Below are 23,068 nucleotides of genomic sequence, written 5' to 3'. Positions count from 1 at the left end.
GCCCAGCGGGAGCAAGCTCCCTCGCCACAGGGGTGGAGCTGTAGCAGTTACGGGCCGACCAGGTCTTCCAGCTCCTGGGCGCGGGTCTGGGTCATGTCCAGCACGCAGCCTGAGCCGTTTACCTGATCAATCGTGCCGCCGGTGGCGCTGCCTGCGAAGGCGCAGTTGGCGTCGCGGTATTTGATCCACAGGCGCTGCACGTCTTGCAGTTGCTGTTTGCGCGGCCCTTCCTGGGCGGCGAGGGCGGTTTTGTAGGCGCGGTTCAGGCGGTCGTCCTGCACCTTGGTTTGCCGGGCGTTGCAATTGACCATGTCGGCGGTGGTATTGGCGCTGTCCATGCATTTTTTCAAGGCAGGGTTGTCGGCGGCATAAGCGCTGCTGCACAAGAGCAGGACGCTGGCGGCAATTGTGGTGCGAATCATGAGCGGGTTCCTGGGCAATGGATGCGCATTCTATGACTCAAGGGCAGCGACTGAGTTTCCGCCTTCTCTGATCTTCATGTAAGAACACCCCCCGAATTTTCATCCACCCATGTCGGGCATATCCCCAAGCGACAGCGCTTATCCGTGGGCGAAAATTACTTTCATGAAAATTGAAAATGCTCCTCGGGAATGATTTATGAGTTTCACAACCAATTCGACGTGACCCTTTCCGAGGAGTACCGCATGGCCGCATCACCGGGCTTCGGGCTGTTGGCATACGCTGCCATCGCCATCATTGCATTGATCGTGCTGATCGCACGCTACCGACTCAACCCCTTTATCGTGATTACCCTGGTGTCCATCGGCCTGGCGCTGATGGCCGGGATGCCGGCGGACACCATCATGGGCTCGTACGAGGCGGGTGTCGGCAAGACCCTGGGGCATATCGCCCTGGTGGTGGCGCTGGGCACCATGCTCGGCAAGATGATGGCCGAGTCGGGCGGCGCCGAACAGGTGGCGCGCACGCTGATCAACCGCTTCGGTGAGCGCAATGCCCACTGGGCGATGGTGTGTATTGCGTTTCTGGTGGGGCTGCCGCTGTTTTTCGAGGTCGGCTTTGTGTTGCTGGTGCCGATTGCCTTTACCGTGGCGCGGCGCGTGGGCGTGTCGATCCTGATGGTCGGGCTGCCGATGGTCGCCGGCCTGTCGGTGGTGCATGCGTTGGTGCCGCCGCACCCGGCGGCAATGATGGCGGTGCTGGCCTATAACGCCTCGGTCGGGCAGACGGTGCTGTATGCGATTTTGATTGGTATCCCCACGGCGATCATCGCGGGTCCCGTCTACGCCAAGTTCATCGTGCCGCACATCCATTTGCCGGCGCAAAACCCGCTGGAGCGCCAGTTCATCGAGCGTGAACCGCGTACACGCCTGCCCAGCTTTACGCTGACCATGGGCACCATCCTGTTGCCGGTGGTGCTGATGATGATCGGCGGCTGGGCCAACGTGATTTCTACGCCGGGCAGCGGTTTCAACCAGTTCCTGTTGTTTATCGGCAACTCGGTGATCGCCCTGTTGGTGGCGACCCTGGTGAGTTTCTGGACCTTGGGCCTGGCCCAGGGCTTCAACCGCGAGTCGATTCTCAAGTTCACCAACGAATGTCTGGCGCCGACCGCCAGCATTACCTTGCTGGTGGGCGCGGGCGGTGGTTTGAATCGCATCCTGGTGGACGCTGGTGTTACTCATGAAATCCTTGGCCTGGCCCATGCGTTCCAGTTGTCGCCGCTGGTGATGGGCTGGCTGTTCGCCGCGTTGATGCGTGTCGCCACCGGCTCGGCCACGGTGGCCATGACCACCGCGTCCGGGGTGGTCGCGCCGGTCGCCTTGGGCCTGGGTTATCCACACCCTGAATTGCTGGTGTTGGCGACCGGTGCAGGCTCGGTGATCTTTTCCCACGTGAACGACGGCGGCTTCTGGCTGATCAAGGAATACTTCAATATGACGGTCATCCAGACCTTCAAGACCTGGACCGTACTCGAGACCCTGATTTCGCTGGTCGCCTTCGGCCTGACCTACGGTCTGTCCCTTGTGTTATGAGCCTGTAACCCGGAGCCCCCATGGACATCCTCTATCAGATCCGCGCCCGCCAGGACACTTTCAGTGCCGGCGAAGGGCGTATTGCCAAGCTGATGCTTGAGGATGTGGGCTTTGCCGCGTCCGCCAGCCTGGAGGAACTGTCGCAACGGGCTGAGGTGAGTACCGCCACCTTGTCACGCTTCGCCCGCAGCGTGGGCTGCCGTGACTTGCGCGATTTGCGCCTGCAGTTGGCCCAGGCCAGCGGCGTGGGCAGCCGCTTCCTGGACCCGGCGGGCAAGCCAGAACAGTCAGCGTTTCATCGGCAGATTCTGGGGGATATCGAGGCGACGTTGCGTCAGCACCTTTCGGGCTTCAATCAGCGCAGCTTTGGCGATGCGGTCAAGCTGTTGGGCAAGGCTCGGATGATCCATGCGTTCGGCATGGGCGGGCCGTCGAGCCTGTGCAGCGATGAGTTGCAGGTGCGCCTGGTGCGTCTGGGCTATCCGATTGCCGCCAGCCACGACCCTGTGATGATGCGTGTCACGGCGGCGACCCTGGGGCCCGAACATGCCGTGATCGCCTGCTCACTCACGGGCCTGACCCCGGAGTTACTGGAGGTAGTGACGCTGGCGCGCAACTACGACGCGCGGATCATTGCCATCACCCTTGCCGATTCGCCGCTGGCGCAGTTGGCGGATGTCGTGCTGCCGCTGCAATCGGCGGAAACCAGTTTTATCTACAAGCCCACTGCGGCCCGCTACGGCATGCTGCTGGCTATCGACCTGCTCGCCACCGAGTTGGCGCTGGCCCTGCCGGACGACAACCAGGAACGCCTGCGCCGGATCAAACTGGCGCTGGACGATTACCGCGGCGGCCCTGGTAGCCTGCCGCTTGGAGATTGATATGAAGTACGACACGCTGATTCGCCAGGCGCTGATCATCGATGGCAGTAACACCCCAGGGTATGTCGCCGATGTGGGCGTGCAGGCAGGGCGCATCCGTACGATTGGCGACTTGTCCACAGCCCAGGCCGAGCAGATCATCGACGGCCATGGCCGGGTATTGGCACCGGGTTTTATCGACGTGCACACCCACGACGACACGGTAGTGATTCGCCAGCCGCAGATGCTGCCCAAGCTCAGCCAGGGCGTGACCACGGTGATTGTCGGCAACTGTGGTATCAGCGCTTCGCCGGTGAGTTTGCGCAGCGACCCGCCGGACCCGATGAACTTATTGGGCAACCGTGAGCAGTTCTGTTATCCGCGGTTCAGCGATTATCGCAACGCGGTGCAGGGCGCCCATCCGGCAGTGAACGTCGCGGCATTGATCGGTCACACGGCGCTGCGCAGCAACCATATGGACGACCTGCATCGCACCGCCACACCGTATGAAATCGCGGCCATGCGCGTGCAGTTGCAAGAGAGCCTGGAGGCCGGTGCCCTGGGGTTATCCACAGGCCTGGCCTATGCCAGCGCCTTCAACGCCAAGACCGATGAAGTGCTGCAGCTCGTTGAGGAGCTGACGGCCTACGGCGCGGTGTACACCACGCATTTGCGCAGTGAGTTCGAGCCAGTGCTGGAAGCAATGGATGAGGCGTTTCTGATCGGTCGACACGCCAGGGTGCCGGTGATCATTTCCCACCTTAAATGCGCCGGTGCCGGTAACTGGGGGCGCAGCCCGCAGCTGTTGGCGGCCCTGGAAGCAGCGGCAAAAGATCATCCGGTGGGTTGTGATTGCTACCCCTATGCCGCCAGCTCCTCGACCCTGGACCTCAAGCAGGTGACTGACGCGTTTCGCATCACCATCACTTGGTCCACACCGCACCCGCAAATGGGCGGGCGTGATTTGCAGGAGATTGCCGCCGAGTGGGGCGTTTCGCTGATGGATGCCGCCCGCCGTTTGCAACCTGCGGGGGCGGTGTACTACGGCATGGATGAGGCGGATGTACGGCGCATTCTTGCGCACCCATTGTCGATGGTGGGGTCGGATGGGTTGCCTGAAGATCCGTTTCCTCATCCGCGCTTGTGGGGCGCTTTCCCACGGGTGCTAGGGCATTTCAGCCGGGATGTCGGATTGTTCCCGTTGTACACGGCGATACACAAAATGACCGGGCTGTCGGCGGCGCGTTTCGGCTTGGCCCAAAGAGGAGAAATTCGCGAGGGGCACTGGGCTGACCTGGTGCTCTTCGACCCTGCGCGGGTGCGTGACATGGCGGATTTCAAGACGCCTCAGCGTGCGGCCGAAGGGATTGAGCGTGTGTGGGTAAACGGCGTCTTGAGCTACAGCGAAGGGCAGTCGAACACACGGCGTGCGGGTCGTTTTCTGGCGCGCAGCGGTGATTTGCGCCGAGGTTTTCAGCTTGGTGCGCGGGATGCGATCTGACAGTGCTCGGCCCGATAGCGTGTCTGAATATGGCCAATCAGCGCTTACAAAAAGCTAATTGATTGCAAAGGACGGCTCTCTAGCATGTGCAGGTCTTATTACGGAGAGCCTGTATGAACACTCAGCCTGTAAGCCCCAGCCAACTCGCTAACCGGGCCGGCAACGCCGTCATTTCATCTACCGTCACGTCGCCTGACGCCGCGGTGAATGAGGGCGTCGATGCGATGTCGGCGTTCCCTTTTCCGCGTGACACGATCAAAGGCTGGATCCAGGAAAAAGTCTGGAACCTGACCAATCAATGGATCGACCCCGACAAGGTATACCTGCATCAGTTTTCTCCTGCCAACAGTACCCACACAGGCAGCGCCGTGACCGGGTGGGAACATCGCGGAGTTCCCGAGTCGTCCATGACGCTGACCGATGCCGTGGCCAGTGATTTTTTCTCGGCGGAACGCTACGGCACGGCCGGCAAGGCTCAGGCGCTGGCGCATTTCGTGTCTTCGAATACCAGCCCGTTTTCGTTGCTGGACAGCGAAAGTGTGCCGGATTTTTTCAGCCGGCTGGGCAAGTTCATTTTCGACCGGACGGGGCCGGGATACCTCTACTCGAAAATTCACGATGACGTGCCCAACGCCGTGGAGACCTGGCGTGATCTGGACGCCGCCTATGGCCTGTACCTGGATGGGCCGGGAAGGGGCACCTACGACGCCGGCAACCAACTGCGCATGAAGCCCAGCGAGCTGTTGAACCTGGTGCGTGAGGGGGACCTGCAGAAAAAGGTGATGACCAGGCTGGACAATTTTTGGATGCAGCACGGCGACGAGTGGCGGATGCTGGCCAAGCAACAGTTCGTGATGGAGGCCCGGGCCGCGCGCGCCCTCAACCAACAAGACTCCAGCCAGGGCCTTAGCCCGCAGGCTTATGCCGAGGTGATGAAAGCGGCGGCGTCAGGTGTACCGCTCGAGGGGCCGATGTCCAAGGCCCAGTTACAGGCGCAGACGACGCCGGGTCCGGACACCAGGGTGTTTTGCTTCGATATCAATGGTTATAAGTCCAATGACATCCTGCGCTTCATCTCCAAGAGTGGTACCGAAACCCTCTATGTCCCCGGCGCAAAACCCGCGATCCAGACTTTCAAGGACCGAGCCGCCGTGGACCAGTGGGTGCTCGAACAAAGCAAGGACCCCGCCAAAGCCAAGGTGCTGGAGGAACATTTCTCGCTGCGTGATCGTCAGCAGGGCGTGTTTGGCGCCCTGAGTGCCAACGGCGTGGACGTCACCCTGGCCAAGCTGGGTGCAGGCACCCAGGCAGCGAATGACAGTGTTATCGATACTTTGAATTATCCAATCGGCGGGGACGTGTTTTCCTTCATGGCCAGCCAGACACGCCAACGCATCGACAATGATGCAGACACCGAAATGAAATCCAACGCCGAAGTGCGCAAGGACGACGCACTGGCTCTGTTGCAAGCCGGCAACGCAATATTCTCCATCCCCATGGCCTTGCTCGGGCCTATTGGTCTGGCGCTTGGCGCCGTCTCTTACACGGCACAGGTAGGAATGGAAATCGACCAGGCCGTGGAGGGTGACACTCAGGCCGAGCGCAAGAATGGGCTGCATTCGGCTGTGATGGACGTCGCGACGATGGCTTTTTTTCACGCCCTCGGCAAGGCCGGCCCTTCCACGGCCGATCCCGCTGTCGAGTCCGGCGCTCAACCGACGACGGCGCAAAAGCCGTTTTTCAACTATCGCCGCGTGAACGGGCAGATCGGTGTGCTGATGAGTCCGACCGAACCTGCGCGGCTACCCGAAAAACCAGCAAACGGGTTGAATCCTGCGTGGGACCCATCCATGGAGATTTACCTGCAAGGGGGGGCCAAGCGTCCCTCAGTGCAGCCCCGTTATGAGATCGTCGAGGAGGGCCCGTCTACGGCGAAGAAGCCCAAACTCGAGGACTCGGAAAACGAACTGTCGGAGAATGAGGAGTCGCCGTCTTCGGTGGTTTCCGATGCCACGTCCTCCGGGGATTACGAGCCGTACGACGATAGCAACGTGCTCAAGGTCAATCCGTTCAAGGCCGGCGTCCAGGTGCCTGATGGTGGGTATTTCAACAGTCGAGGCATGATTGAACGTACCGATATACCCAAGTTGTACCGCGTCGAAAAGGCGGATCGCGTAGAGCGTCGCGGTGATCCGGCAAATTATGGTTTTCGGGACTCAAACTTCTTTTCCGGGCCTGCAAAAATGATGGACGGCAATGTCGTGATGGCGTCTCGCTCAAAGGCGGCGGCGATACATTTTGGTGATGCTGCACTCGGCGGCAAGTACCACCTTTACGAAATCGACAGTCGCGGTGTTCCCGTCGTCTCTTTCAACGAAAATATCGAGGTAAACCCGCAGTTCGTCGAGGCTCGCCAGTGTGTGGCGCCTGGCACCATCGAGCGGATGCGCAAGTCGGGCCACTTGAATCAGTTTGAAGAAAGTTCCTATGAGTTCGATGAAGTGCATGTGGACAATGATCAACTGTCGAGCGCAAGGATCAGGGAAATTCACCATCATTGAGCGTGTTCACTTTGAGCGTTTGCTGAGCTAGGGTGGTCGCTCGCCAGCAACGAGCGACCGGCACTTGGAGAGTTATATGCACTTAGGAAAAGTCACCCCCATCCTGCGGATTTTCGACGAGGCCAAGGCGTTGGAGTTCTACGTCGATTTCCTGGGGTTCAAGGTCGATTGGCAGCATCGCTTCGAGGCGAATTTTCCGTTGTACGTGCAAGTGTCGCTGGGGGAGTGTGTGCTGCACTTGTCCGAGCATCATGGCGATGCTTCGCCAGGGGCGGCTGTGCGGGTCCAGGCCCAAGGGGTCGATGCGTATCAGCAGCAATTGCTGGGCAAGGAATACCGGTATGCCAAGCCTGGGGTGGAAGACACGCCGTGGGGGACACGGGAGATGAGCATCAGAGACCCGTTTGGGAATCGATTGGTGTTTGTTGAGGAGAGCGAGGGCTGATTATCCCATGGGCTGTTCGCAGGTAAGGCCCTTGTGGCGAGGGAGCAAGCTCCCTCGCCACAATAGTTGTGGGGCTACACCCGGAAATGACTGACCATCTGCTGCAACTGGCTACCCAGGCGTGCCAGTTCAACACTCGATTTGGCTGTCTCATCACTGGCCGTAGCGGTCTGCTCAGACACGTCACGCACGTTCACGATACTGCGGCTGATCTCTTCCGCCACGGCGCTCTGTTGTTCGGCGGCTGCGGCAATCTGCTGGTTCATCGACTGGATATTCGACACGGTGCGGGTGATGTTTTCCAAGGATACCCCGGCCTTGCGCGTCAGTTCGACGCTGCTGTCGGTGAGGCTGCGGCTGTTGTTCATCACGCTGGCGACTTGTTGGGTGCCGTTCTGTAAGCCGGCCACCAGGCCTTCGATTTCCTCGGTGGACTTCTGTGTACGCTGCGCCAGGCCACGCACTTCGTCGGCGACCACAGCAAACCCACGGCCGGCTTCTCCGGCACGCGCAGCTTCAATGGCGGCGTTAAGTGCCAGCAGGTTGGTCTGTTCGGCCACGGCCTTGATCACGTCCATCACGCTGCCGATCTTGTTGCTCTCTTGTTGCAGGTGCGTCATGGCGTCGGTGGAGCGCGCCACTTCGGCCGCCAGGCGTTCGATCTGGGCGATGGCTTCAGCCACCACTTTATCGCCTTCGCGGGCCTGGCCGTCAGCGTCGGAAGCGGCTTGGGAAGCCTGTTCGGCATTGCGCGCAACTTCCTGCACGGTGGCGGTCATTTCATGCATGGCGGTGGCGACCTGATCGGTCTCGATCTTCTGGCTGTTCACGCCGGCGCTGGTTTGCTCGGTCACGGCTGACAACTCTTCGGCGGCGCTGGCGATCTGAGTGACGCCGTCGCGAATGCCGCTGATCAGCTCGCGCAGGGTGGTGCCCATGCGCTGGATGCCTTGCTGCAACACGCCCAGTTCGTCGCGACGGGTCACCTGGATATTGTGGCTCAAGTCGCCCGAAGCGATGCGCTCCACCACGGCCAGGGTGTCCTGGATCGGGCGGGTGATCTGGCGGGTGATCACCCACGCGGCAATCACGCCGACCAACAGGGCCAGCAAGGTGCTGATCAGTTGCAGGCTGCGGGCCTGGGTGCTTTCGGCGTCGCGACGTTCCAGTTGGATGTCGTACAGCTTGTCGCTGATCGTCACGATGTCGGCGCCCTGGGTGGTCATTTCGGCACGGGCGGTGACGATATTGGCATTGGCCGCCTTGTAGCTCTGCACGGCGCTGCGGTAGGCGCCTAGCGCGGTTTCCAGTGCGGACAATGCGCTTTGCTGGCCAGTACCGAAGGCAACGCTGAGGCCTTTCAAACCGGCGACAGCTTTTTCCAGCTGTGTAGCCGCGCGGGCTTCGGTTTCTGCGTTGGGGCTATTGGTATAGCCGCGCACTTCGTAGCGAGCCTGCAGGAATTCGTTCTTGGCCTGGGTCACGGCCAGGAACTGCGTGAAGCGTTCCGGGCTGTCGGGTGACTGCTGCACACTGGCTTCCAGCGCATTGATTTGCGCGTTCGCAATGTCGGCCTTGGCGCCCATGACATCGCGCGCAGCGTTGCCATTGCGGTAGGCCTCGCGCATTTTGTTCAGGGACTGGCGGTAAGCGGTAATGACGGCTTTCTGCTCATTGAGCAGCTTGAGGTTTTCCGGGCTCTTGAAGCTGTCGAGCAGCTTCTGTTGCTGGGCGGCGAAGGCATCGAGGCTGGTCTGCACGTTCTGCGCCACAGCTTCGTCGCCATTGGCCAGCATGTATTGCAAGCGCACGATACGCAGCTTGGTCAGCGAGGCATTGAGCTGGGTGATGTCGCTCATCCAATTGCTACGGTCGATCAAGCCGCCCAGGCTGGTCCAGCCAGTGAGTGCCAGGATCGAGGTGAGGACCAGCACCAGGCCGAAGCCCAGGCCGAGTTTGAGATTGACGCTGATGTTACCGAACCAGCTGTTCATCGAAAGCTCCTTGAAGAGTGATGTCTGTCTGCTGGACGGTGTGTTTTTGTTTGAGCCAGCCAAGATGTGTAGGGCTGTATCGGCGGGAAAGGATGATTCTGAAATACTTTTATTGTTCGTCGACGAAGGGTCGCCGGCGCGCAACGGCGATGCCGGGGTGGGGCTGATCACGGCCCGCTCATGTGTGCTAGTCTGCGGGCCCTTTTAGTTCTGGGCGGCGCGGGAAACCGTGGCGTCCTACAGCGGAGCCTCTTCATGTCCGAAGTTAATCTGTCCACCGACGAAACCCGCGTCAGCTACGGTATCGGCCGTCAGTTGGGCGACCAACTGCGCGACAACCCGCCACCGGGCGTCAGCCTGGACGCGATCCTGGCCGGCCTGACCGACGCATTCGCAGGCTCGCCAAGCCGTGTTGACCAAGAACAAATGGCGGCCAGCTTCAAGGTGATCCGCGAAATCATGCAAGCCGAAGCCGCTGCCAAGGCCGAAGCTGCAGCGGGCGCTGGCCTGGCTTTCCTGGCAGAAAACGCCAAGCGTGATGGCATCACCACCCTGGCTTCCGGCCTGCAATTTGAAGTGCTGACGGCCGGTACCGGCGCCAAGCCGACCCGTGAAGACCAAGTGCGTACTCACTACCACGGCACCCTGATCGACGGCACTGTGTTCGACAGCTCCTACGAGCGCGGCCAGCCTGCAGAATTCCCGGTGGGTGGCGTGATCGCCGGCTGGACCGAAGCCCTGCAACTGATGAATGCCGGCAGCAAATGGCGCCTGTACGTGCCGAGCGAACTGGCTTACGGCGCTCAAGGCGTTGGCAGCATCCCGCCGCACAGCGTTCTGGTATTCGACGTCGAGCTGCTCGACGTTCTGTAAGGCCTGCTGGTTACCTGTTGGGACGAACGCGTTCGCCCCAACAGGTATTTGCCAGTTTCTTCATGGATGGAACTTGCCATTCAAGTCGGTCGCCGGGCGCAACGCTCGTGCATAGCAGAACAGAAACAGATTCCTCACCACTTCCTTCAGCACCCCAGGCTCACTGGAACTCAGGCCGTTCACGTCCAGATCGCCCTGGTCCTGCAGCTCGTTCAGCGCTTCTTCCTCAAGCACCGCACAGACTTCACCGGTTTCCCGATGCAGGATTCGCAGGTAAGGGTGGGGGCGATCCAGCCAGGCATCTATCAAATAAGTCATGGTCGTTCTCCTTGATGGGTTTCAATGAGAATAATTCTTATTCGTAGAATAGCAAGCGTCTATTGGCAATTTCTGGGTTTTTCTGTGTGGGTATTGCGTTCGATCAACGCAGAGGGCGAAACGCCATCCCGCGGCGGGCGCGGGATGGAATGCAGCAGGTTCAGACTTTGCGCACGAACTCGGACTTGAGTTTCATCGGGCCGATCCCGTCGATCTTGCAGTCGATATCGTGGTCGCCGTCGCACAGGCGGATGTTCTTGACCTTGGTGCCGACCTTGACCACCAGGGAAGTGCCCTTGACCTTGAGGTCCTTGATCACGGTGATGGTGTCGCCATCCTGCAGGACGTTGCCCACAGAGTCTTTCTTCACGGTCTCATCGCCGACCACTTCGGCCTCGCCGTTGGCGGACCACTCATGGGCGCATTCCGGGCAGACCAGTTGGGCGCCGTCTTCGTAGGTGTATTCGGAATTGCATTTTGGGCAGGGTGGCAACGTGCTCACTAAAGCTCCTAGAAAGTCAGGGATGGCTAAAAGTCGCACATTATATAGGGTTTTAAACGCGGGTGGGGTTGGACTCGTCCTAATGTGGGAGCTGGCTTGCCTGCGATAGCGGCAGTGAATTCACTCCCGTCATCGCAGGCAAGCCAGCTCCCACATTAAACAGCGCGGAATCAGTGAGTACGGGCGACCGCAAACTCACTCAGCTCGACCAGGGCATCCCGGTATTCACTGGCCGGCAGCGCTTCCAGGCATGTGATCGCCCGCGCCACGTAGTCACGCGCCAGTTGCGCGGTGTACTCCAGGGAGCCCGAGGCTTCTACGGCGGCACGGATGGCTTCCAGGTCTTCGATCCCGCCTTTCTGGATCGCCTTGCGCACCAGGGCAGCCTGTTCCGGCGTGCCTTCGCGCATGGTGTAGATCAGCGGCAAGGTCGGCTTGCCCTCGGCCAGGTCGTCACCGACGTTCTTGCCCAGGGTTTCAGCGTCGCCCTTGTAGTCGAGCAGGTCATCCACCAGTTGGAACGCCACGCCCAGGTGATCACCGAACGTGCGCAGGGCCTCGGCCTGTTCGGCGGTGGCGCCACACAGCGCGGCTGCACTGTGGGTAGAGGCTTCGAAGAGCATCGCGGTTTTGCCGCGAATCACTTCCATATAGGTTTCTTCAGTGGTGCTGGCATCGCGGACTTTGGACAGTTGCAACACTTCGCCTTCGGCGATGATGCGTGTGGCCTGTGAAAGAATCTTCATCACGGGCATCGAGCCCAGTTCCACCATCATTTCGAACGAGCGCGAATACAGGAAGTCGCCCACCAACACGCTGGGCGCATTGCCCCACATCGCGTTTGCGGTCTCGCGACCACGGCGCATACCGGACATGTCGACCACGTCGTCATGCAGCAGGGTGGCGGTGTGCAGGAATTCGATCGTGGCGGCCAGTAGGCGCAGGTCATCGCCTTGACGGCCCAGGGCCTTGCCGCACAGCAACACTAATAAAGGACGCAGGCGTTTGCCGCCCGCCGACGTAATGTAGTCGCCAATTTTGGAGACCAGCGGCACTTTAGACGTCAGCTGCTGCTTGATGATGCCGTCGACGGCGCTAAAATCGTCCGCGACCGCGCGGTAGAAAGCTTGGGGTTGCATCAGCGACAGTCGCTCCAGAAGGGTTGCGCGGCATGCTAGGACCCTGACCCCCGGGTGTCAAGGCGCGATAGACGGCCCCTTGCAAGCCTCCCATAGCTTGCGTACAATCGCGCACCCTGAACTTCCTGGGCAGCACCTGCCTTACGCAATTGCATTCGGGACGTCCATCCCATGCAGCCATGCCAGCCAATACCTCTTCTTATAAAGCGCTGGGTGAGCAGGATTATCGGAGAAATACCATGTCGTACGCAGTAATTGTTACTGGTGGCAAGCAATACAAAGTCGCCCCAGGTGAATACCTGAAGATCGAGAAACTGGAAGTCGCTACTGGCGAATCCGTTACTTTTGATCGCGTTCTGTTGGTCGCCAATGGCGATGACGTGAACATCGGCGCTCCAGTTGTTGCTGGCGCTACCGTTGTGGCTGAAGTGATCTCCCAAGGTCGTCACGATAAAGTCCGCATCATCAAGTTCCGTCGTCGTAAGCACCACATGAAGCGTATGGGCCACCGCCAGTGGTACACCGAGATCAAAATCACCGGTATTCAGGCTTAATTTCAGCCTAATTCCTCACTAGGAGAATTGACTCATGGCACACAAAAAAGCTGGTGGTAGTACCCGTAACGGTCGCGACTCAGAAGCCAAACGCCTTGGCGTGAAGATGTATGGCGGCCAGAAAATCATTCCGGGCAACATCATCGTGCGTCAGCGCGGCACCCAATTCCACGCCGGTTACGGTGTTGGCATGGGTAAAGATCACACCCTCTTCGCTAAAATCGAAGGCGTGATCAAGTTCGAAGTAAAGGGCGCGTTCAACCGCCGTTACGTGAGCGTTGTCGCAGCTTAATTGCGAGATCGCTGGAAAAGCCCTGTCTTGCGACGGGGCTTTTTCGTTTGTGGAGTGAGTCTCTTGCAAAGCTGTTTGTGATGAGCTCAGGCGCAGGTTTGCGGTCGCTGATTGAGGTCGCTGCGCTCATTTTTGCAAGAGTCTTATGTCTTGGTTTCTTAAGCTCGTCCATGCGGCGAGAGGCGTTTTGTTATGAAGTTCGTTGATGAAGTTTCCATCCGAGTAAAAGCAGGCGACGGCGGTAACGGTTGCATGAGTTTCCGTCGCGAAAAATTCATCGAAAACGGTGGCCCGAACGGCGGTGACGGCGGTGACGGCGGTTCCATCTACATGATGGCCGACGAAAACCTCAACACCCTGGTCGACTACCGTTACACCCGGCACTTCGATGCCGAGCGTGGCTCCAACGGCGGCAGCACCGACTGCACCGGTAAAAAAGGTGAAGATCTGGTACTGCGCGTACCGGTCGGCACCACGATCATCGACTCTGCGACCCAGGAAGTGATTGGCGACCTGACCAAGGCCGGCCAGAAGCTGATGGTTGTGCAGGGCGGTTGGCACGGTCTGGGTAACACCCGATTCAAGTCCAGTACCAACCGTGCACCGCGCCAGACCACGCCGGGCAAGCCGGGCGAGCAGCGCGACCTGAAGCTGGAAATGAAAGTACTGGCGGACGTGGGCCTGCTGGGTCTGCCGAACGCGGGTAAAAGTACCTTCATTCGCTCGGTGTCGGCTGCCAAGCCGAAAGTCGCCGACTACCCGTTCACCACCCTGGTGCCAAACCTGGGCGTGGTCAGCGTCGACCGCTGGAAAAGCTTCGTAGTCGCCGACATTCCTGGCTTGATCGAAGGCGCTTCCGACGGTGCTGGCCTGGGCATCCGCTTCCTCAAGCACTTGTCCCGCACCCGTTTGCTGCTGCACCTCGTCGACATGGCGCCGCTGGATGACACCAGTGCCGCCGATGCTGCCGAAGTCATCGTCAGCGAACTGACCAAGTTCAGCCCGGCCCTGGCCGAGCGCGATCGCTGGTTGGTACTGAACAAGTGCGACCAGATTCTTGAAGAAGAGCACGAAGAGCGCGTCAAGGAGATCGTTGATCGCCTGGAGTGGGAAGGTCCGGTCTACGTCATCTCGGCCATCGCCAAAGAAGGCACCGAGCGCCTGACCCGCGACATCATGCGTTACCTGGAAGACCGTGCCGACCGCCTGGCGGCCGACCCGGTGTACAAGGCCGAACTCGCCGAGCTCGACCAGCAGATCGAAGACGAAGCCCGCGCCCAGTTGCAGGCCCTGGACGACCAGCGTGCTCTGCGCCGCAGCGGCGTGAAGTCGGTCCACGACATCGGCGACGATGATTGGGACGAAGAAGACGTGGATGATGAAGACGGTCCGGAAATCATTTACGTGCGTGACTGATCCGTTGCGATAAACTTGAACGCCGCTCTCTGGAGCGGCGTTTTGGTATCCGGGTATAACGTTATGGGCAGCGCTGGGTCGCGCGGCCCTCACTCTAAGGTTGAAGATGATGCGGAGCAAAGTGACAGGTGCGCAGCGCTGGGTCGTGAAAATCGGCAGTGCGCTGTTGACGGCGGATGGCAAAGGTCTGGATCGCGCAGCCATGAGCGTCTGGGTCGAGCAGATGGTGGCCTTGCATGAAGCAGGCGTTGAGTTGGTGCTGGTGTCGTCCGGAGCGGTTGCCGCCGGGATGAGCCGCCTCGGCTGGACCGCGCGACCCAGCGCGATGCATGAACTGCAAGCCGCTGCCGCCATCGGCCAGATGGGCCTGGTGCAAGCCTGGGAGTCCAGCTTTGCCGAGCACGGCCGCCACACGGCGCAGGTGTTGCTGACCCACGACGACCTGTCCGACCGCAAGCGTTACCTCAACGCCCGCAGCACCTTGCGCGCGCTGGTGGAGCTCAAGGTCATCCCGGTCATCAACGAGAACGACACTGTGGTCACCGACGAAATCCGCTTCGGTGACAACGACACCCTGGCCGCCCTGGTAGCCAACCTGGTAGAGGCTGACCTGTTGGTGATCCTCACCGACCGCGATGGCATGTTCGACGCCGACCCGCGCAACAACCCCGATGCCCAGCTTATCTATGAAGCCCGCGCCGACGACCCGGCGCTGGATGCGGTCGCCGGCAGTGTCGGTGGTGCCCTGGGCCGTGGCGGCATGCAGACCAAACTGCGCGCCGCTCGCCTGGCCGCGCGTTCCGGTGCCCACACCATCATCGTCGGCGGGCGCCTGGAGCGCGTGCTTGATCGCCTCAAGGCCGGTGAGCGCATCGGTACGCTGCTGTCGCCGGAACGCGGCATGCTGGCGGCGCGCAAGCAATGGTTGGCCGGGCACCTGCAAACCCGTGGCACGCTGGTGCTGGATGCGGGGGCCGTATCGGCCTTGTCCCAAGGCAACAAGAGCTTGCTGCCGGTGGGTGTGAAGTTGGTGCAGGGCAGCTTCCGCCGTGGCGAGATGGTGGTGTGCGTTGCGCCAGACGGTCGCGAGATTGCGCGCGGCCTGGCCAATTACAGCGCCCTGGAAGCACAGAAGATTATTGGACAATCTTCCGACGCCATTGTCGGACTCTTGGGCTATATGGCGGAACCGGAACTGGTTCACCGCGACAACCTGATCCTGGTTTAACCATAGGAAATACACGATGCGCGTGATGAAGGGATTGCTCGGCCTGCTGTTGGCCATGCCGCTGCTGGCTTCGGCCGAAGAAGTCGGCCAGGTGTCGACGGTGTTCAAGTTCGTCGGCCCCAACGACCGGATTGTGGTTGAAGCGTTTGACGACCCCAAGGTCGATGGCGTGACCTGCTACTTGTCGCGTGCCAAGACCGGCGGGGTAAAGGGCGGCCTGGGTCTGGCTGAAGACCGTGCCGAAGCCTCGATCGCTTGCCGCCAGGTGGGCCCGATCCACTTCAAGGGTGAGCTCAAGGACGGCGACGAAGTGTTCAAGGAGCGCACCTCGCTGGTATTCAAGACCATGCAGGTGGTGCGTTTCCTCGACAAGAAGCGCAACACCCTGGTGTATCTGGTCTATAGCGACCGTTTGATCGAAGGCAGCCCGCAGAATGCGGTGACGGCAATTCCGATTCTGCCATGGCCGACCGCTCAGTAACCTGCAGGCGAGTTTTGTCACCGGCGTCTATGATTGCAGCTTTGCCGGTTGTAAGCTCCGAAGGGCTGCAATGCAAAGAACATGGGATATCTGGAGTTCGTCATGAGTGCTTTCCACGATCTGAAACTCAAAGCCCTGGACGGACAAGCGCTACCGCTGGCGCCTTTCAAGGGCCAAGTTGTGCTGGTGGTCAATGTTGCGTCCAAATGTGGTTTGACCCCGCAATACGCGGCGTTGGAAAACCTCTATCAGCAGTACAAGGACCAAGGGTTCACAGTGCTCGGCTTGCCATGCAACCAGTTTGCAGGCCAGGAGCCGGGCACCGAGGAGCAGATTCAGCAGTTCTGCAGCCTGAACTACGGCGTGACCTTTCCACTGGGCAGCAAGATCGAGGTCAACGGGCCTGATCGGCACCAGTTGTACCGTTTGCTGGCGGGCGAGGGCGCTGAATTCCCCGGGGATATCACCTGGAACTTCGAGAAATTCCTGTTGGGTAAGGATGGCCGTGTACTTGCGCGCTTCTCACCACGCACGCCCCCGGAAGACCCCTCCATCATCCAGGCCATCGAAAAAGCCTTGAGCTGACGTCAGTGAAGGCCTGATCGTTCCTACGCTCTGCGTTGATCGTTGATCGTTCCCACGCTCTGCGTGGGAATGCCACCCTGGGCGCTCCGCGTCCCGCTTTTACTCCTTAATCATTTAGATCAATAGTGCTACTCAGCGCTGCAAGCTCTCCATATTATCTGCATCATAAATTCACTCTCCCGTGGAGCGTTCCATGCCCGTCCAAGCCTTGTTCAAACCCTTCCAGCTCGGTGCATTGCAACTGTCGACCCGCGTGGTCATGGCGCCCATGACTCGCTCGTTCTCCCCTGGCGGCGTACCCAATTCCAAAGTCGTTGAGTACTACCGCCGCCGTGCCGCTGCCGGTGTGGGCTTGATCATCACTGAAGGCACCGTGGTCGGGCACCCAGCCTCCAATGGCTACCCCAACGTGCCGCATTTCTACGGTGAAGCCGCCTTGGCTGGCTGGAAGAAAGTGGTCGATGCAGTCCACGCCGAAGGCGGCAAGATTGTTCCGCAGCTGTGGCATGTGGGCAGTGTGCGCCGTATGGGCACTGAGCCTGATGCCAGCGTGCCGGCTTATGGCCCGATGGAAAAGCTCAAGGACGGCAATGTCGTTGTGCACGGCATGACCAAACAGGACATCAAGGACGTGATCAACGCCTTCGCCCAGGCCGCCAAGGATGCCCAGGCCATCGGCATGGACGGCGTGGAAATCCACGGTGCCCACGGCTACCTCGTGGACCAGTTCTTCTGGGAAGGCAGCAACCAGCGCACCGACGAATACGGTGGCAGCCTGGCCAACCGTTCGCGCTTCGCCATTGAGCTGATCCAGGCCACCCGCGCCGCTGTCGGCCCGGACTTTCCGATCATCTTGCGTTTCTCCCAGTGGAAGCAGCAGGACTACACCGCGCGCCTGGTGCAAACCCCTGAGGCGTTGGGTGAGTTTCTCAAGCCACTGTCTGACGCTGGCGTGGATATTTTCCACTGCTCCACCCGTCGTTTCTGGGAGCCGGAATTTGAAGGCTCCGACCTTAACCTCGCCGGTTGGACGCGTCAGCTAACCGGTAAGCCAACCATCACAGTAGGCAGCGTGGGCCTGGATGGCGAGTTCCTGCAGTTCATGGTCAACACCGACAAAGTTGCCCAGCCTGCCAGCCTGGAGAAACTGCTGGAGCGCCTGAACAACGATGAGTTCGACCTCGTGGCAGTGGGCCGTGCCTTGCTAGTGGACCCGGATTGGGCGGTGAAGGTGCGCGAAGGGCGCGAGAGTGACATCTTGCCCTTCAGTCGTGAGGCGTTGATGACTCTGGTGTGAGCGGTAAGAGGGCGGGCACCGGTTGGCCGTCCTCGCATACCCCGCGCAACTGGCGCTCGAACTGCTCGATAATCGCCGGCCAGCCCTGACGGCTGGCATGTTGTCGGGCATTCAAGCGCACTCTGCGCAACGTTTCGCGCTCCTCCAGCAGCCAGATGGCCGCGTCGCAAAATGCGTCTTCATCCCCAGGCATCGACAGTGCGCCGCTATAGCCATGGCGCAGATGCTGGCTCGCGGCGGCCTGGTCGTAAGCCACCACGCCCAGGCCAGACGCCATCGCTTCAAGCACCACATTGCCGAAGGTTTCGGTCAGGCTGGGGAACAGGAACAAATCCCCTGAGGCGTAATGCCTTGCCAGCTCTTCGCCGCGCTGCGTTCCGCAGAACACTGCATCGGGCAAATCGTGTTCCATCGACGAGCGCTGGGGGCCATCACCGACCACAATCAGCTTCATGCGCCGCATTGGATAGGCAGCCTGCAAGGCATCAAAGCAGCGCTTGAGCAGCCTCAGGTTCTTCTCTTGGGCCAGGCGTCCCACATGCAGCACAGCAATATCGTGGTTCTCCAACCCCCAATTTTCACGCATGGCGTTATCGCGTTTGGCCGGGTGGAACAATTGGCTGTCGACACCCCGGGATAACATATCCAGACGCTCAAAATGCCGGCGCTCCAGCTCCAGGCGCTGGCTGGCGCTCGGTACCAGGGTCAGGCTCGAGCGGTTATGAAACCAGCGCAGGTAATGGGTGACCACGCGGCTCAACAGGCTCAAGCCATACTGGTTCGAATACTGCTGAAAGTTGGTATGAAAGCCGCTGACTACGCCGATCCCCAGGCGCCTCGCAGCGCGCAGCGCCGAGAGCCCCAGCGGCCCTTCCGTGGCGATATACAGCACATCCGGGCGTTGCCGCGTCCAGCGGCGCAGCAACTTGCGCATTGACGATTGGCCCCATTGCAAGCCTGGATAGCCCGGCAGTGGCCAGCCGCGGCACAGCAGCAGTTCATCGTCGCTGGAGCGGTTTTGGTCGGCACTCTGGCGTGGGCGTACCAGCTCGACCTGATGACCGCGTGAACGCAAACCCTCGCACAGGCGGCCAAGGGTATTGGCCACCCCGTTGATTTCCGGCGGGAAGGTTTCGGTAATGAGGGTGATGTGAAGCGAGGCTGTCGTCATGACTCACAGTGTCTGCGTGGGCCATGTCGTCATTGTGTCAGGGCGATGATGGATTTATGACTTGGCCACCGCCGGCTGCGCCATCGCTTCGGCGCCTTGCTCCCGCACCCAGAACAGCGTCGCCCCGGCCACCGCCGCTGGCATCATCAACAGGTTGACCACCGGCACCAGCAGTACCAGGTAGACAATGCCGCCAAAACTCATGCTCTGCCAGCGTTTCTGGCGCAGCCACGCGAGCATTTCGTTCCAGCCCAGCTTGTGGTTGTCGGCCGGGTAGTCGATGTACTGGATCGCCATCATCCACACGCCAAACAGCAGCCACAACGGCGCTGCGATCAGGTTGACCACCGGGATGAACGACAGGATGAACAGGCCGATGGCGCGCGGCAGGAAGTAACCCAGCTTGCGCATCTCCCGCGCCAGGGTGCGCGGGACCATGGCAGCCAGCTCACCCCAACTGAACGGCGGGAAGTCGTCGGTGCCACGTACCACGACCTCGACCTTCTCGGCGAGAAACCCGTTGAACGGCGCGGCGATAATATTGGCGAGCATGGTGAAGGTGAAAAACACCATCAGCACCACCAGCACGACAAACAGCGGCCACAACAGGTAATTCAAAAAGCCTAGCCAGTGGGGCAGCGTCGGCATCAAGCTGTCGACCCACAGGCTGAACTGATGGCCGGCGAAATAGATCAATCCGACGAACAGCACCAGGTTGATCGCCAACGGCAACAGCACAAACAGGCGCAGGCCTGGGCTCAACACCAGTTTGAGGCCTTCACGCAGGTATTGCGGGCCGGAAAGAGCAGGGGCGGGCATGGGGTACTCCGAGCAAAATGGCGAACGCGCCGACCTTACCGGCTTTGCACCTGATGTGAAAGCGCGGGCAGGTAGGCGACATCCAGGGTTACAAAGGTGTCGATTAGCTTGATTGCACGCATAGAGAACACCTATGAGCTGGATTGTTATTGCGTATTTCCTTAATCTTGCCCCCCTCGATACGCTGCACCCATTATTTTCAGGACCTGGCGAGTCAAAGCCTTCCCCAAGTGCTTCGCCGTCCTTTTTTATTCCCGCCGCCCTGTGGTCCGGGCGGTCGGTAGGAGTGAGTCATGTCTGATACCCGTCATTCCCGAGTGATTATTCTCGGTTCCGGCCCTGCCGGTTACAGCGCCGCTGTCTACGCTGCCCGGGCCAATCTCAAGCCGTTGCTGATCACCGGCATGCAGGCGGGCGGTCAGTTGACCACCACTACTGAAGTCGACAACTGGCCGGGCGATGTCCATGGCTTGACTGGCCCGGTGCTCATGGAACGCATGAAAGAGCACGCCGAGCGCTTTGAAACCGAGATCGTCTTCGACCATATCAACCAGGTCGACTTCTCGAAAAAGCCTTACAGCCTGACCGGTGACAGCGGTGTGTACACCTGCGATGCACTGATCATTGCCACTGGTGCCAGTGCGCGTTACCTGGGCCTGCCGTCGGAAGAAGCGTTCATGGGCAAGGGTGTTTCCGCCTGCGCCACTTGCGATGGTTTCTTCTACCGCAACAAGCCCGTTGCCGTGGTCGGCGGTGGCAACACTGCCGTGGAAGAGGCGCTGTACCTGGCCAACATCGCCAGCACCGTGACCCTGGTTCACCGCCGCGAGACCTTCCGCGCCGAGAAGATCCTGATCGACAAGCTGCACGCCCGTGTCGCTGAAGGCAAGATCATCCTCAAGCTCAACGCCACCCTGGATGAAGTCCTGGGCGACAACATGGGTGTGACCGGTGCCCGTCTGAAAAACAACGACGGCAGTTTCGACGAGCTGAAAGTGGACGGCGTGTTCATCGCTATCGGCCACACTCCGAACACCTCACTGTTCGAAGGCGTGCTGGAAGCCAAAGACGGGTACCTGGTGGTGCAGGGCGGCCGCGAAGGCAATGCAACTGCGACCAACATCGAAGGTATCTTCGCTGCCGGCGACGTGGCAGACCACGTTTACCGCCAGGCCATCACCTCGGCCGGCGCCGGTTGCATGGCGGCCCTGGATGCCGAGCGTTACCTCGACGGTTTGAAGGACGCTTCGTTCTAAACCCGTTGACTCAAAAAAACCGGCGAAAGCCGGTTTTTTTATGCCTGCGATCCAACCTGCTCCGCTAAACAAATGTGGGAGCTGGCTTGCCTGCGATAGCGGTGTGATAGTCACCACCGCCATCGCGGGCAAGCCCGGCTCCCACATTGAGCGGGGTTGGTTATTAAATCAGCGGCGAGTCAGAGGCTGTTCAGCAAACTTCACTGCGGCCAGTCCATGGGCAATCAACGCCCGGATATTGCCATGGTCACTGCCCTCAGGTGTAGCCAGCACCGAACGGTAATGCTCCCCAAACGCTAGCAACGCCTCCTGATCGCTCAAGCCTTCCAAAAGCGCCAAACCCAGGGTCTTGCACGACCCTTCATTCTGCCCAGCGGCATTTTCCACACCGCCGTTGATGAAAGCTTGCGGCTGGTAGTCGTAACCCGCCGCGACGAACGCCAAGGTATCGGCAAAGGCGTGTTCGCCGCTGTTGAGGCTGGCGCGCAGGGTGTTCAAATCAGTCATGAGGCTTTCCTTTGGCGAACGCGGCCTGTTGGTCTGCGTTGGCTTCTTGCTGGTATTGGGCTTTCCACTCTGCGTACGGCATGCCGTACACCACTTCACGGGCGTCATCGAGGCTGACCTCGATCTGGCGTTCGTCGGCCTCGGCCTTGTACCACTTGGACAGGCAGTTACGGCAGAAGCCGGCGAGGTTCATCAGGTCGATATTCTGCACATCCTTGCGGCTGTCCAGGTGGGCCACCAATCGGCGAAAGGCGGCGGCTTCGAGTTCGAGGCGTTGTTGGTCGTTCATAGGGCTCACTTAGTATCAGCGGCTGGCGGCCAGAGTGATCGAAACCGACTCGGCAAAGCGCAGCGCGTGGGGCTTGTCCACTTCGACTTCGGCGTACAGCACCGATTCGTTGCTCATCACCAGGTCCAGCAATTCCTGGGTCAGGCGCTCCAGCAGGGCAAAGCGATTGCCTTCGACGTGAGCGATGATGGCCTTGGTGATGGTGCGGTAGTTCAGGGCGTGGTCGATGTCGTTGTCACGCACGGCTTCCTGGGCGGCATACAGGATGGTCAGGTTGATCAGCACATCCTGCTTGTTGAGGATTTCGTCCTCGTTGATGCCGATAAAGGTGCGCAGGCACAGGTCCTTGACCCGGATACGCGCCATGCCTGGTTGAAGTTGTGGCATTGCTACTTGCTCCGTCCAATCAGTTGCAGGAACTCCATGCGGGTGGTGTTCGACTCGCGAAAGGCGCCGAGCATCACCGAGGTGTTCATGGTTGAATTCTGTTTCTCCACGCCGCGCATCATCATGCACATGTGCTTGGCTTCGATCACCACCGCCACGCCGGCGGCCTGGGTCACGTCCTGGATGGCGTCGGCGATTTGCCGCGTGAGGTTCTCCTGGATCTGCAGGCGCCGGGCGAACATGTCGACAATGCGCGCCAGTTTTGACAGGCCCAGCACCTTGCCGGTCGGAATATAGGCCACATGGGCCTTGCCGATGAAGGGCAGCAGGTGATGCTCGCACAACGAGTACAACTCGATGTCCTTGAGGATCACCATCTCGTCATTGTCGGACGCGAACAGCGCGCCGTTGACGATTTCCTCCAGATTCTGCTCATAGCCATGACACAGGTACTGCATGGCCTTGGCGGCACGCTTGGGCGTATCGAGCAGGCCCTCGCGCTGCGGGTCTTCGCCCAGGCCCTTGAGGATCTCGCGGTAGTGGTGGGGCAGGGATAAGGTCATACAACATCCTCGTAA

The 23,068-nt window shown here is 60.1% G+C and carries 25 protein-coding genes; 14 read left to right on the top strand and 11 right to left on the bottom strand.

The window, feature by feature from the left end; genetic code table 11:
- Nucleotides 1-47: 47 nt before the first annotated feature.
- Nucleotides 48-422, bottom strand: coding sequence for a lysozyme inhibitor LprI family protein (locus BT204_RS14850; RefSeq protein WP_054896984.1), 375 nt, complete (start codon nucleotides 420-422; stop codon nucleotides 48-50).
- A gap of 189 nt (nucleotides 423-611) precedes the next feature.
- Here BT204_RS14850 and BT204_RS14845 point away from each other — a divergent pair, with 189 nt between their 5' ends.
- The 5 genes from BT204_RS14845 to BT204_RS14825 all read left to right on the top strand — a co-directional run bounded on the left by BT204_RS14845 (nucleotide 612) and on the right by BT204_RS14825 (nucleotide 7,382).
- Entirely contained in the window at nucleotides 612-2,015 is a 1,404-nt protein-coding gene (locus BT204_RS14845) for a GntT/GntP/DsdX family permease (protein WP_057975041.1), read from the top strand.
- A gap of 20 nt (nucleotides 2,016-2,035) precedes the next feature.
- A complete protein-coding gene (locus BT204_RS14840; RefSeq protein ID WP_034128758.1) occupies nucleotides 2,036-2,896 on the top strand; it encodes a MurR/RpiR family transcriptional regulator in 861 nt (286 codons plus the stop codon).
- Between the two features lies 1 nt (nucleotide 2,897).
- A complete protein-coding gene (locus BT204_RS14835; RefSeq protein WP_054921533.1) occupies nucleotides 2,898-4,376 on the top strand; it encodes an N-acyl-D-amino-acid deacylase family protein in 1,479 nt (492 codons plus the stop codon).
- Nucleotides 4,377-4,489: 113 nt separating this feature from the next.
- A complete protein-coding gene (locus BT204_RS14830) occupies nucleotides 4,490-6,937 on the top strand; it encodes a dermonecrotic toxin domain-containing protein (protein ID WP_072447253.1) in 2,448 nt (815 codons plus the stop codon).
- 76 nt (nucleotides 6,938-7,013) lie between these two features.
- Nucleotides 7,014-7,382 (top strand): glyoxalase superfamily protein, encoded by a 369-nt coding sequence (locus BT204_RS14825; RefSeq protein ID WP_054896979.1) that lies wholly within the window; start codon nucleotides 7,014-7,016, stop codon nucleotides 7,380-7,382.
- A 74-nt stretch (nucleotides 7,383-7,456) separates the two neighbouring features.
- Here the strand turns inward: BT204_RS14825 and BT204_RS14820 are convergent, their stop codons facing one another.
- Nucleotides 7,457-9,376, bottom strand: coding sequence for a HAMP domain-containing methyl-accepting chemotaxis protein (locus BT204_RS14820; protein WP_072447251.1), 1,920 nt, complete (start codon nucleotides 9,374-9,376; stop codon nucleotides 7,457-7,459).
- Between the two features lie 255 nt (nucleotides 9,377-9,631).
- On the opposite strand from BT204_RS14820, the gene BT204_RS14810 reads away from it, so the two are divergent.
- Nucleotides 9,632-10,249 carry a BamJ family beta-barrel-assembly machinery protein gene (locus tag BT204_RS14810; RefSeq protein ID WP_034128752.1) on the top strand — a complete coding sequence of 206 codons (618 nt, stop codon included), beginning with the start codon at nucleotides 9,632-9,634 and terminating at the stop codon, nucleotides 10,247-10,249.
- A gap of 60 nt (nucleotides 10,250-10,309) precedes the next feature.
- Here the strand turns inward: BT204_RS14810 and BT204_RS14805 are convergent, their stop codons facing one another.
- The 3 genes from BT204_RS14805 to BT204_RS14795 all read right to left on the bottom strand — a co-directional run bounded on the left by BT204_RS14805 (nucleotide 10,310) and on the right by BT204_RS14795 (nucleotide 12,208).
- A complete protein-coding gene (locus BT204_RS14805) occupies nucleotides 10,310-10,567 on the bottom strand; it encodes a PA4570 family protein (RefSeq protein WP_005791321.1) in 258 nt (85 codons plus the stop codon).
- A gap of 160 nt (nucleotides 10,568-10,727) precedes the next feature.
- A complete protein-coding gene (locus tag BT204_RS14800) occupies nucleotides 10,728-11,069 on the bottom strand; it encodes a zinc ribbon domain-containing protein YjdM (RefSeq protein WP_034128750.1) in 342 nt (113 codons plus the stop codon).
- 170 nt (nucleotides 11,070-11,239) lie between these two features.
- The gene (locus BT204_RS14795; protein WP_003194086.1) at nucleotides 11,240-12,208 is read right to left on the bottom strand and encodes a polyprenyl synthetase family protein; all 969 of its coding nucleotides are present in this window, start codon (nucleotides 12,206-12,208) and stop codon (nucleotides 11,240-11,242) included.
- 239 nt (nucleotides 12,209-12,447) lie between these two features.
- Between BT204_RS14795 and rplU the strand changes: the two genes are divergently transcribed.
- The 7 genes from rplU to BT204_RS14760 all read left to right on the top strand — a co-directional run bounded on the left by rplU (nucleotide 12,448) and on the right by BT204_RS14760 (nucleotide 18,061).
- Nucleotides 12,448-12,762 (top strand): 50S ribosomal protein L21, encoded by a 315-nt coding sequence (rplU, locus tag BT204_RS14790; RefSeq protein ID WP_007950961.1) that lies wholly within the window; start codon nucleotides 12,448-12,450, stop codon nucleotides 12,760-12,762.
- A gap of 34 nt (nucleotides 12,763-12,796) precedes the next feature.
- Nucleotides 12,797-13,054, top strand: coding sequence for a 50S ribosomal protein L27 (gene rpmA, locus BT204_RS14785; protein ID WP_003176049.1), 258 nt, complete (start codon nucleotides 12,797-12,799; stop codon nucleotides 13,052-13,054).
- Nucleotides 13,055-13,246: 192 nt separating this feature from the next.
- Complete coding sequence (gene cgtA, locus BT204_RS14780; RefSeq protein WP_003194084.1) at nucleotides 13,247-14,470, top strand: Obg family GTPase CgtA; 1,224 nt, start codon at nucleotides 13,247-13,249, stop codon at nucleotides 14,468-14,470.
- Between the two features lie 109 nt (nucleotides 14,471-14,579).
- Nucleotides 14,580-15,698 (top strand): glutamate 5-kinase, encoded by a 1,119-nt coding sequence (gene proB / locus BT204_RS14775; protein ID WP_019817476.1) that lies wholly within the window; start codon nucleotides 14,580-14,582, stop codon nucleotides 15,696-15,698.
- A 16-nt stretch (nucleotides 15,699-15,714) separates the two neighbouring features.
- Nucleotides 15,715-16,179, top strand: coding sequence for a CreA family protein (locus BT204_RS14770; RefSeq protein WP_003194082.1), 465 nt, complete (start codon nucleotides 15,715-15,717; stop codon nucleotides 16,177-16,179).
- A 102-nt stretch (nucleotides 16,180-16,281) separates the two neighbouring features.
- On the top strand, nucleotides 16,282-16,764 hold the full coding sequence (locus BT204_RS14765) for a glutathione peroxidase (protein WP_054896977.1): 483 nt from the start codon (nucleotides 16,282-16,284) through the stop codon (nucleotides 16,762-16,764).
- A 193-nt stretch (nucleotides 16,765-16,957) separates the two neighbouring features.
- Nucleotides 16,958-18,061, top strand: coding sequence for an NADH:flavin oxidoreductase (locus BT204_RS14760; protein WP_072447249.1), 1,104 nt, complete (start codon nucleotides 16,958-16,960; stop codon nucleotides 18,059-18,061).
- On the opposite strand, the gene BT204_RS14755 is transcribed toward BT204_RS14760, so the two are convergent.
- Together BT204_RS14755 and cysZ are read right to left on the bottom strand one after the other, a co-directional pair.
- A complete protein-coding gene (locus BT204_RS14755; RefSeq protein WP_034128746.1) occupies nucleotides 18,030-19,232 on the bottom strand; it encodes a glycosyltransferase family 4 protein in 1,203 nt (400 codons plus the stop codon). The two genes, BT204_RS14760 and BT204_RS14755, sit on opposite strands and share 32 nt — an antisense overlap.
- A 54-nt stretch (nucleotides 19,233-19,286) precedes the next feature.
- Nucleotides 19,287-20,051: a sulfate transporter CysZ gene (cysZ, locus tag BT204_RS14750; protein ID WP_054896976.1), complete on the bottom strand. Its 765-nt coding sequence runs from the start codon at nucleotides 20,049-20,051 to the stop codon at nucleotides 19,287-19,289.
- Between the two features lie 293 nt (nucleotides 20,052-20,344).
- Between cysZ and trxB the strand changes: the two genes are divergently transcribed.
- Complete coding sequence (gene trxB / locus BT204_RS14745; RefSeq protein ID WP_010206474.1) at nucleotides 20,345-21,307, top strand: thioredoxin-disulfide reductase; 963 nt, start codon at nucleotides 20,345-20,347, stop codon at nucleotides 21,305-21,307.
- 168 nt (nucleotides 21,308-21,475) lie between these two features.
- Here trxB and BT204_RS14740 read toward each other — a convergent pair whose 3' ends face one another.
- Genes BT204_RS14740 through folE form a run of 4 tightly spaced genes read right to left on the bottom strand, consistent with a single transcriptional unit; the run spans nucleotide 21,476 to nucleotide 23,053 of the window.
- Entirely contained in the window at nucleotides 21,476-21,814 is a 339-nt protein-coding gene (locus tag BT204_RS14740; protein WP_054921544.1) for a HopJ type III effector protein, read from the bottom strand.
- Nucleotides 21,807-22,103, bottom strand: coding sequence for a DUF1244 domain-containing protein (locus BT204_RS14735; protein ID WP_032879544.1), 297 nt, complete (start codon nucleotides 22,101-22,103; stop codon nucleotides 21,807-21,809). Before BT204_RS14735 ends, BT204_RS14740 begins: the two co-directional genes overlap by 8 nt.
- Before the next feature lie 15 nt (nucleotides 22,104-22,118).
- Nucleotides 22,119-22,490, bottom strand: a complete 372-nt coding sequence (gene folX, locus BT204_RS14730; protein WP_003194073.1) for a dihydroneopterin triphosphate 2'-epimerase — start codon at nucleotides 22,488-22,490, stop codon at nucleotides 22,119-22,121.
- Between the two features lie 2 nt (nucleotides 22,491-22,492).
- On the bottom strand, nucleotides 22,493-23,053 hold the full coding sequence (gene folE / locus BT204_RS14725) for a GTP cyclohydrolase I FolE (protein WP_003194072.1): 561 nt from the start codon (nucleotides 23,051-23,053) through the stop codon (nucleotides 22,493-22,495).
- Between the last annotated feature and the right edge of the window lie 15 nt (nucleotides 23,054-23,068).

It is taken from the genome of Pseudomonas sp. NFPP02 (genome assembly GCF_900119355.1).
Classification (GTDB): domain Bacteria; phylum Pseudomonadota; class Gammaproteobacteria; order Pseudomonadales; family Pseudomonadaceae; genus Aquipseudomonas; species Aquipseudomonas paracarnis.
Note: the sequence above shows the minus strand (reverse complement) of the source record. Positions and strands in the feature narration are given on the sequence as shown.

Bases quoted from the DNA above. Each gene is read 5' to 3' on its own strand.
- BT204_RS14850 (WP_054896984.1), bottom strand. From the start codon at position 422: ATGATTCGCACCACAATTGCCGCCAGCGTCCTGCTCTTGTGCAGCAGC.
- BT204_RS14845 (WP_057975041.1), top strand. From the start codon at position 612: ATGATTTATGAGTTTCACAACCAATTCGACGTGACCCTTTCCGAGGAG.
- BT204_RS14840 (WP_034128758.1), top strand. From the start codon at position 2,036: ATGGACATCCTCTATCAGATCCGCGCCCGCCAGGACACTTTCAGTGCC.
- BT204_RS14835 (WP_054921533.1), top strand. From the start codon at position 2,898: ATGAAGTACGACACGCTGATTCGCCAGGCGCTGATCATCGATGGCAGT.
- BT204_RS14830 (WP_072447253.1), top strand. From the start codon at position 4,490: ATGAACACTCAGCCTGTAAGCCCCAGCCAACTCGCTAACCGGGCCGGC.
- BT204_RS14825 (WP_054896979.1), top strand. From the start codon at position 7,014: ATGCACTTAGGAAAAGTCACCCCCATCCTGCGGATTTTCGACGAGGCC.
- BT204_RS14820 (WP_072447251.1), bottom strand. From the start codon at position 9,376: ATGAACAGCTGGTTCGGTAACATCAGCGTCAATCTCAAACTCGGCCTG.
- BT204_RS14810 (WP_034128752.1), top strand. From the start codon at position 9,632: ATGTCCGAAGTTAATCTGTCCACCGACGAAACCCGCGTCAGCTACGGT.
- BT204_RS14805 (WP_005791321.1), bottom strand. From the start codon at position 10,567: ATGACTTATTTGATAGATGCCTGGCTGGATCGCCCCCACCCTTACCTG.
- BT204_RS14795 (WP_003194086.1), bottom strand. From the start codon at position 12,208: ATGCAACCCCAAGCTTTCTACCGCGCGGTCGCGGACGATTTTAGCGCC.
- rplU (WP_007950961.1), top strand. From the start codon at position 12,448: ATGTCGTACGCAGTAATTGTTACTGGTGGCAAGCAATACAAAGTCGCC.
- rpmA (WP_003176049.1), top strand. From the start codon at position 12,797: ATGGCACACAAAAAAGCTGGTGGTAGTACCCGTAACGGTCGCGACTCA.
- cgtA (WP_003194084.1), top strand. From the start codon at position 13,247: ATGAAGTTCGTTGATGAAGTTTCCATCCGAGTAAAAGCAGGCGACGGC.
- proB (WP_019817476.1), top strand. From the start codon at position 14,580: ATGCGGAGCAAAGTGACAGGTGCGCAGCGCTGGGTCGTGAAAATCGGC.
- BT204_RS14770 (WP_003194082.1), top strand. From the start codon at position 15,715: ATGCGCGTGATGAAGGGATTGCTCGGCCTGCTGTTGGCCATGCCGCTG.
- BT204_RS14765 (WP_054896977.1), top strand. From the start codon at position 16,282: ATGAGTGCTTTCCACGATCTGAAACTCAAAGCCCTGGACGGACAAGCG.
- BT204_RS14760 (WP_072447249.1), top strand. From the start codon at position 16,958: ATGCCCGTCCAAGCCTTGTTCAAACCCTTCCAGCTCGGTGCATTGCAA.
- BT204_RS14755 (WP_034128746.1), bottom strand. From the start codon at position 19,232: ATGACGACAGCCTCGCTTCACATCACCCTCATTACCGAAACCTTCCCG.
- cysZ (WP_054896976.1), bottom strand. From the start codon at position 20,051: ATGCCCGCCCCTGCTCTTTCCGGCCCGCAATACCTGCGTGAAGGCCTC.
- trxB (WP_010206474.1), top strand. From the start codon at position 20,345: ATGTCTGATACCCGTCATTCCCGAGTGATTATTCTCGGTTCCGGCCCT.
- BT204_RS14740 (WP_054921544.1), bottom strand. From the start codon at position 21,814: ATGACTGATTTGAACACCCTGCGCGCCAGCCTCAACAGCGGCGAACAC.
- BT204_RS14735 (WP_032879544.1), bottom strand. From the start codon at position 22,103: ATGAACGACCAACAACGCCTCGAACTCGAAGCCGCCGCCTTTCGCCGA.
- folX (WP_003194073.1), bottom strand. From the start codon at position 22,490: ATGCCACAACTTCAACCAGGCATGGCGCGTATCCGGGTCAAGGACCTG.
- folE (WP_003194072.1), bottom strand. From the start codon at position 23,053: ATGACCTTATCCCTGCCCCACCACTACCGCGAGATCCTCAAGGGCCTG.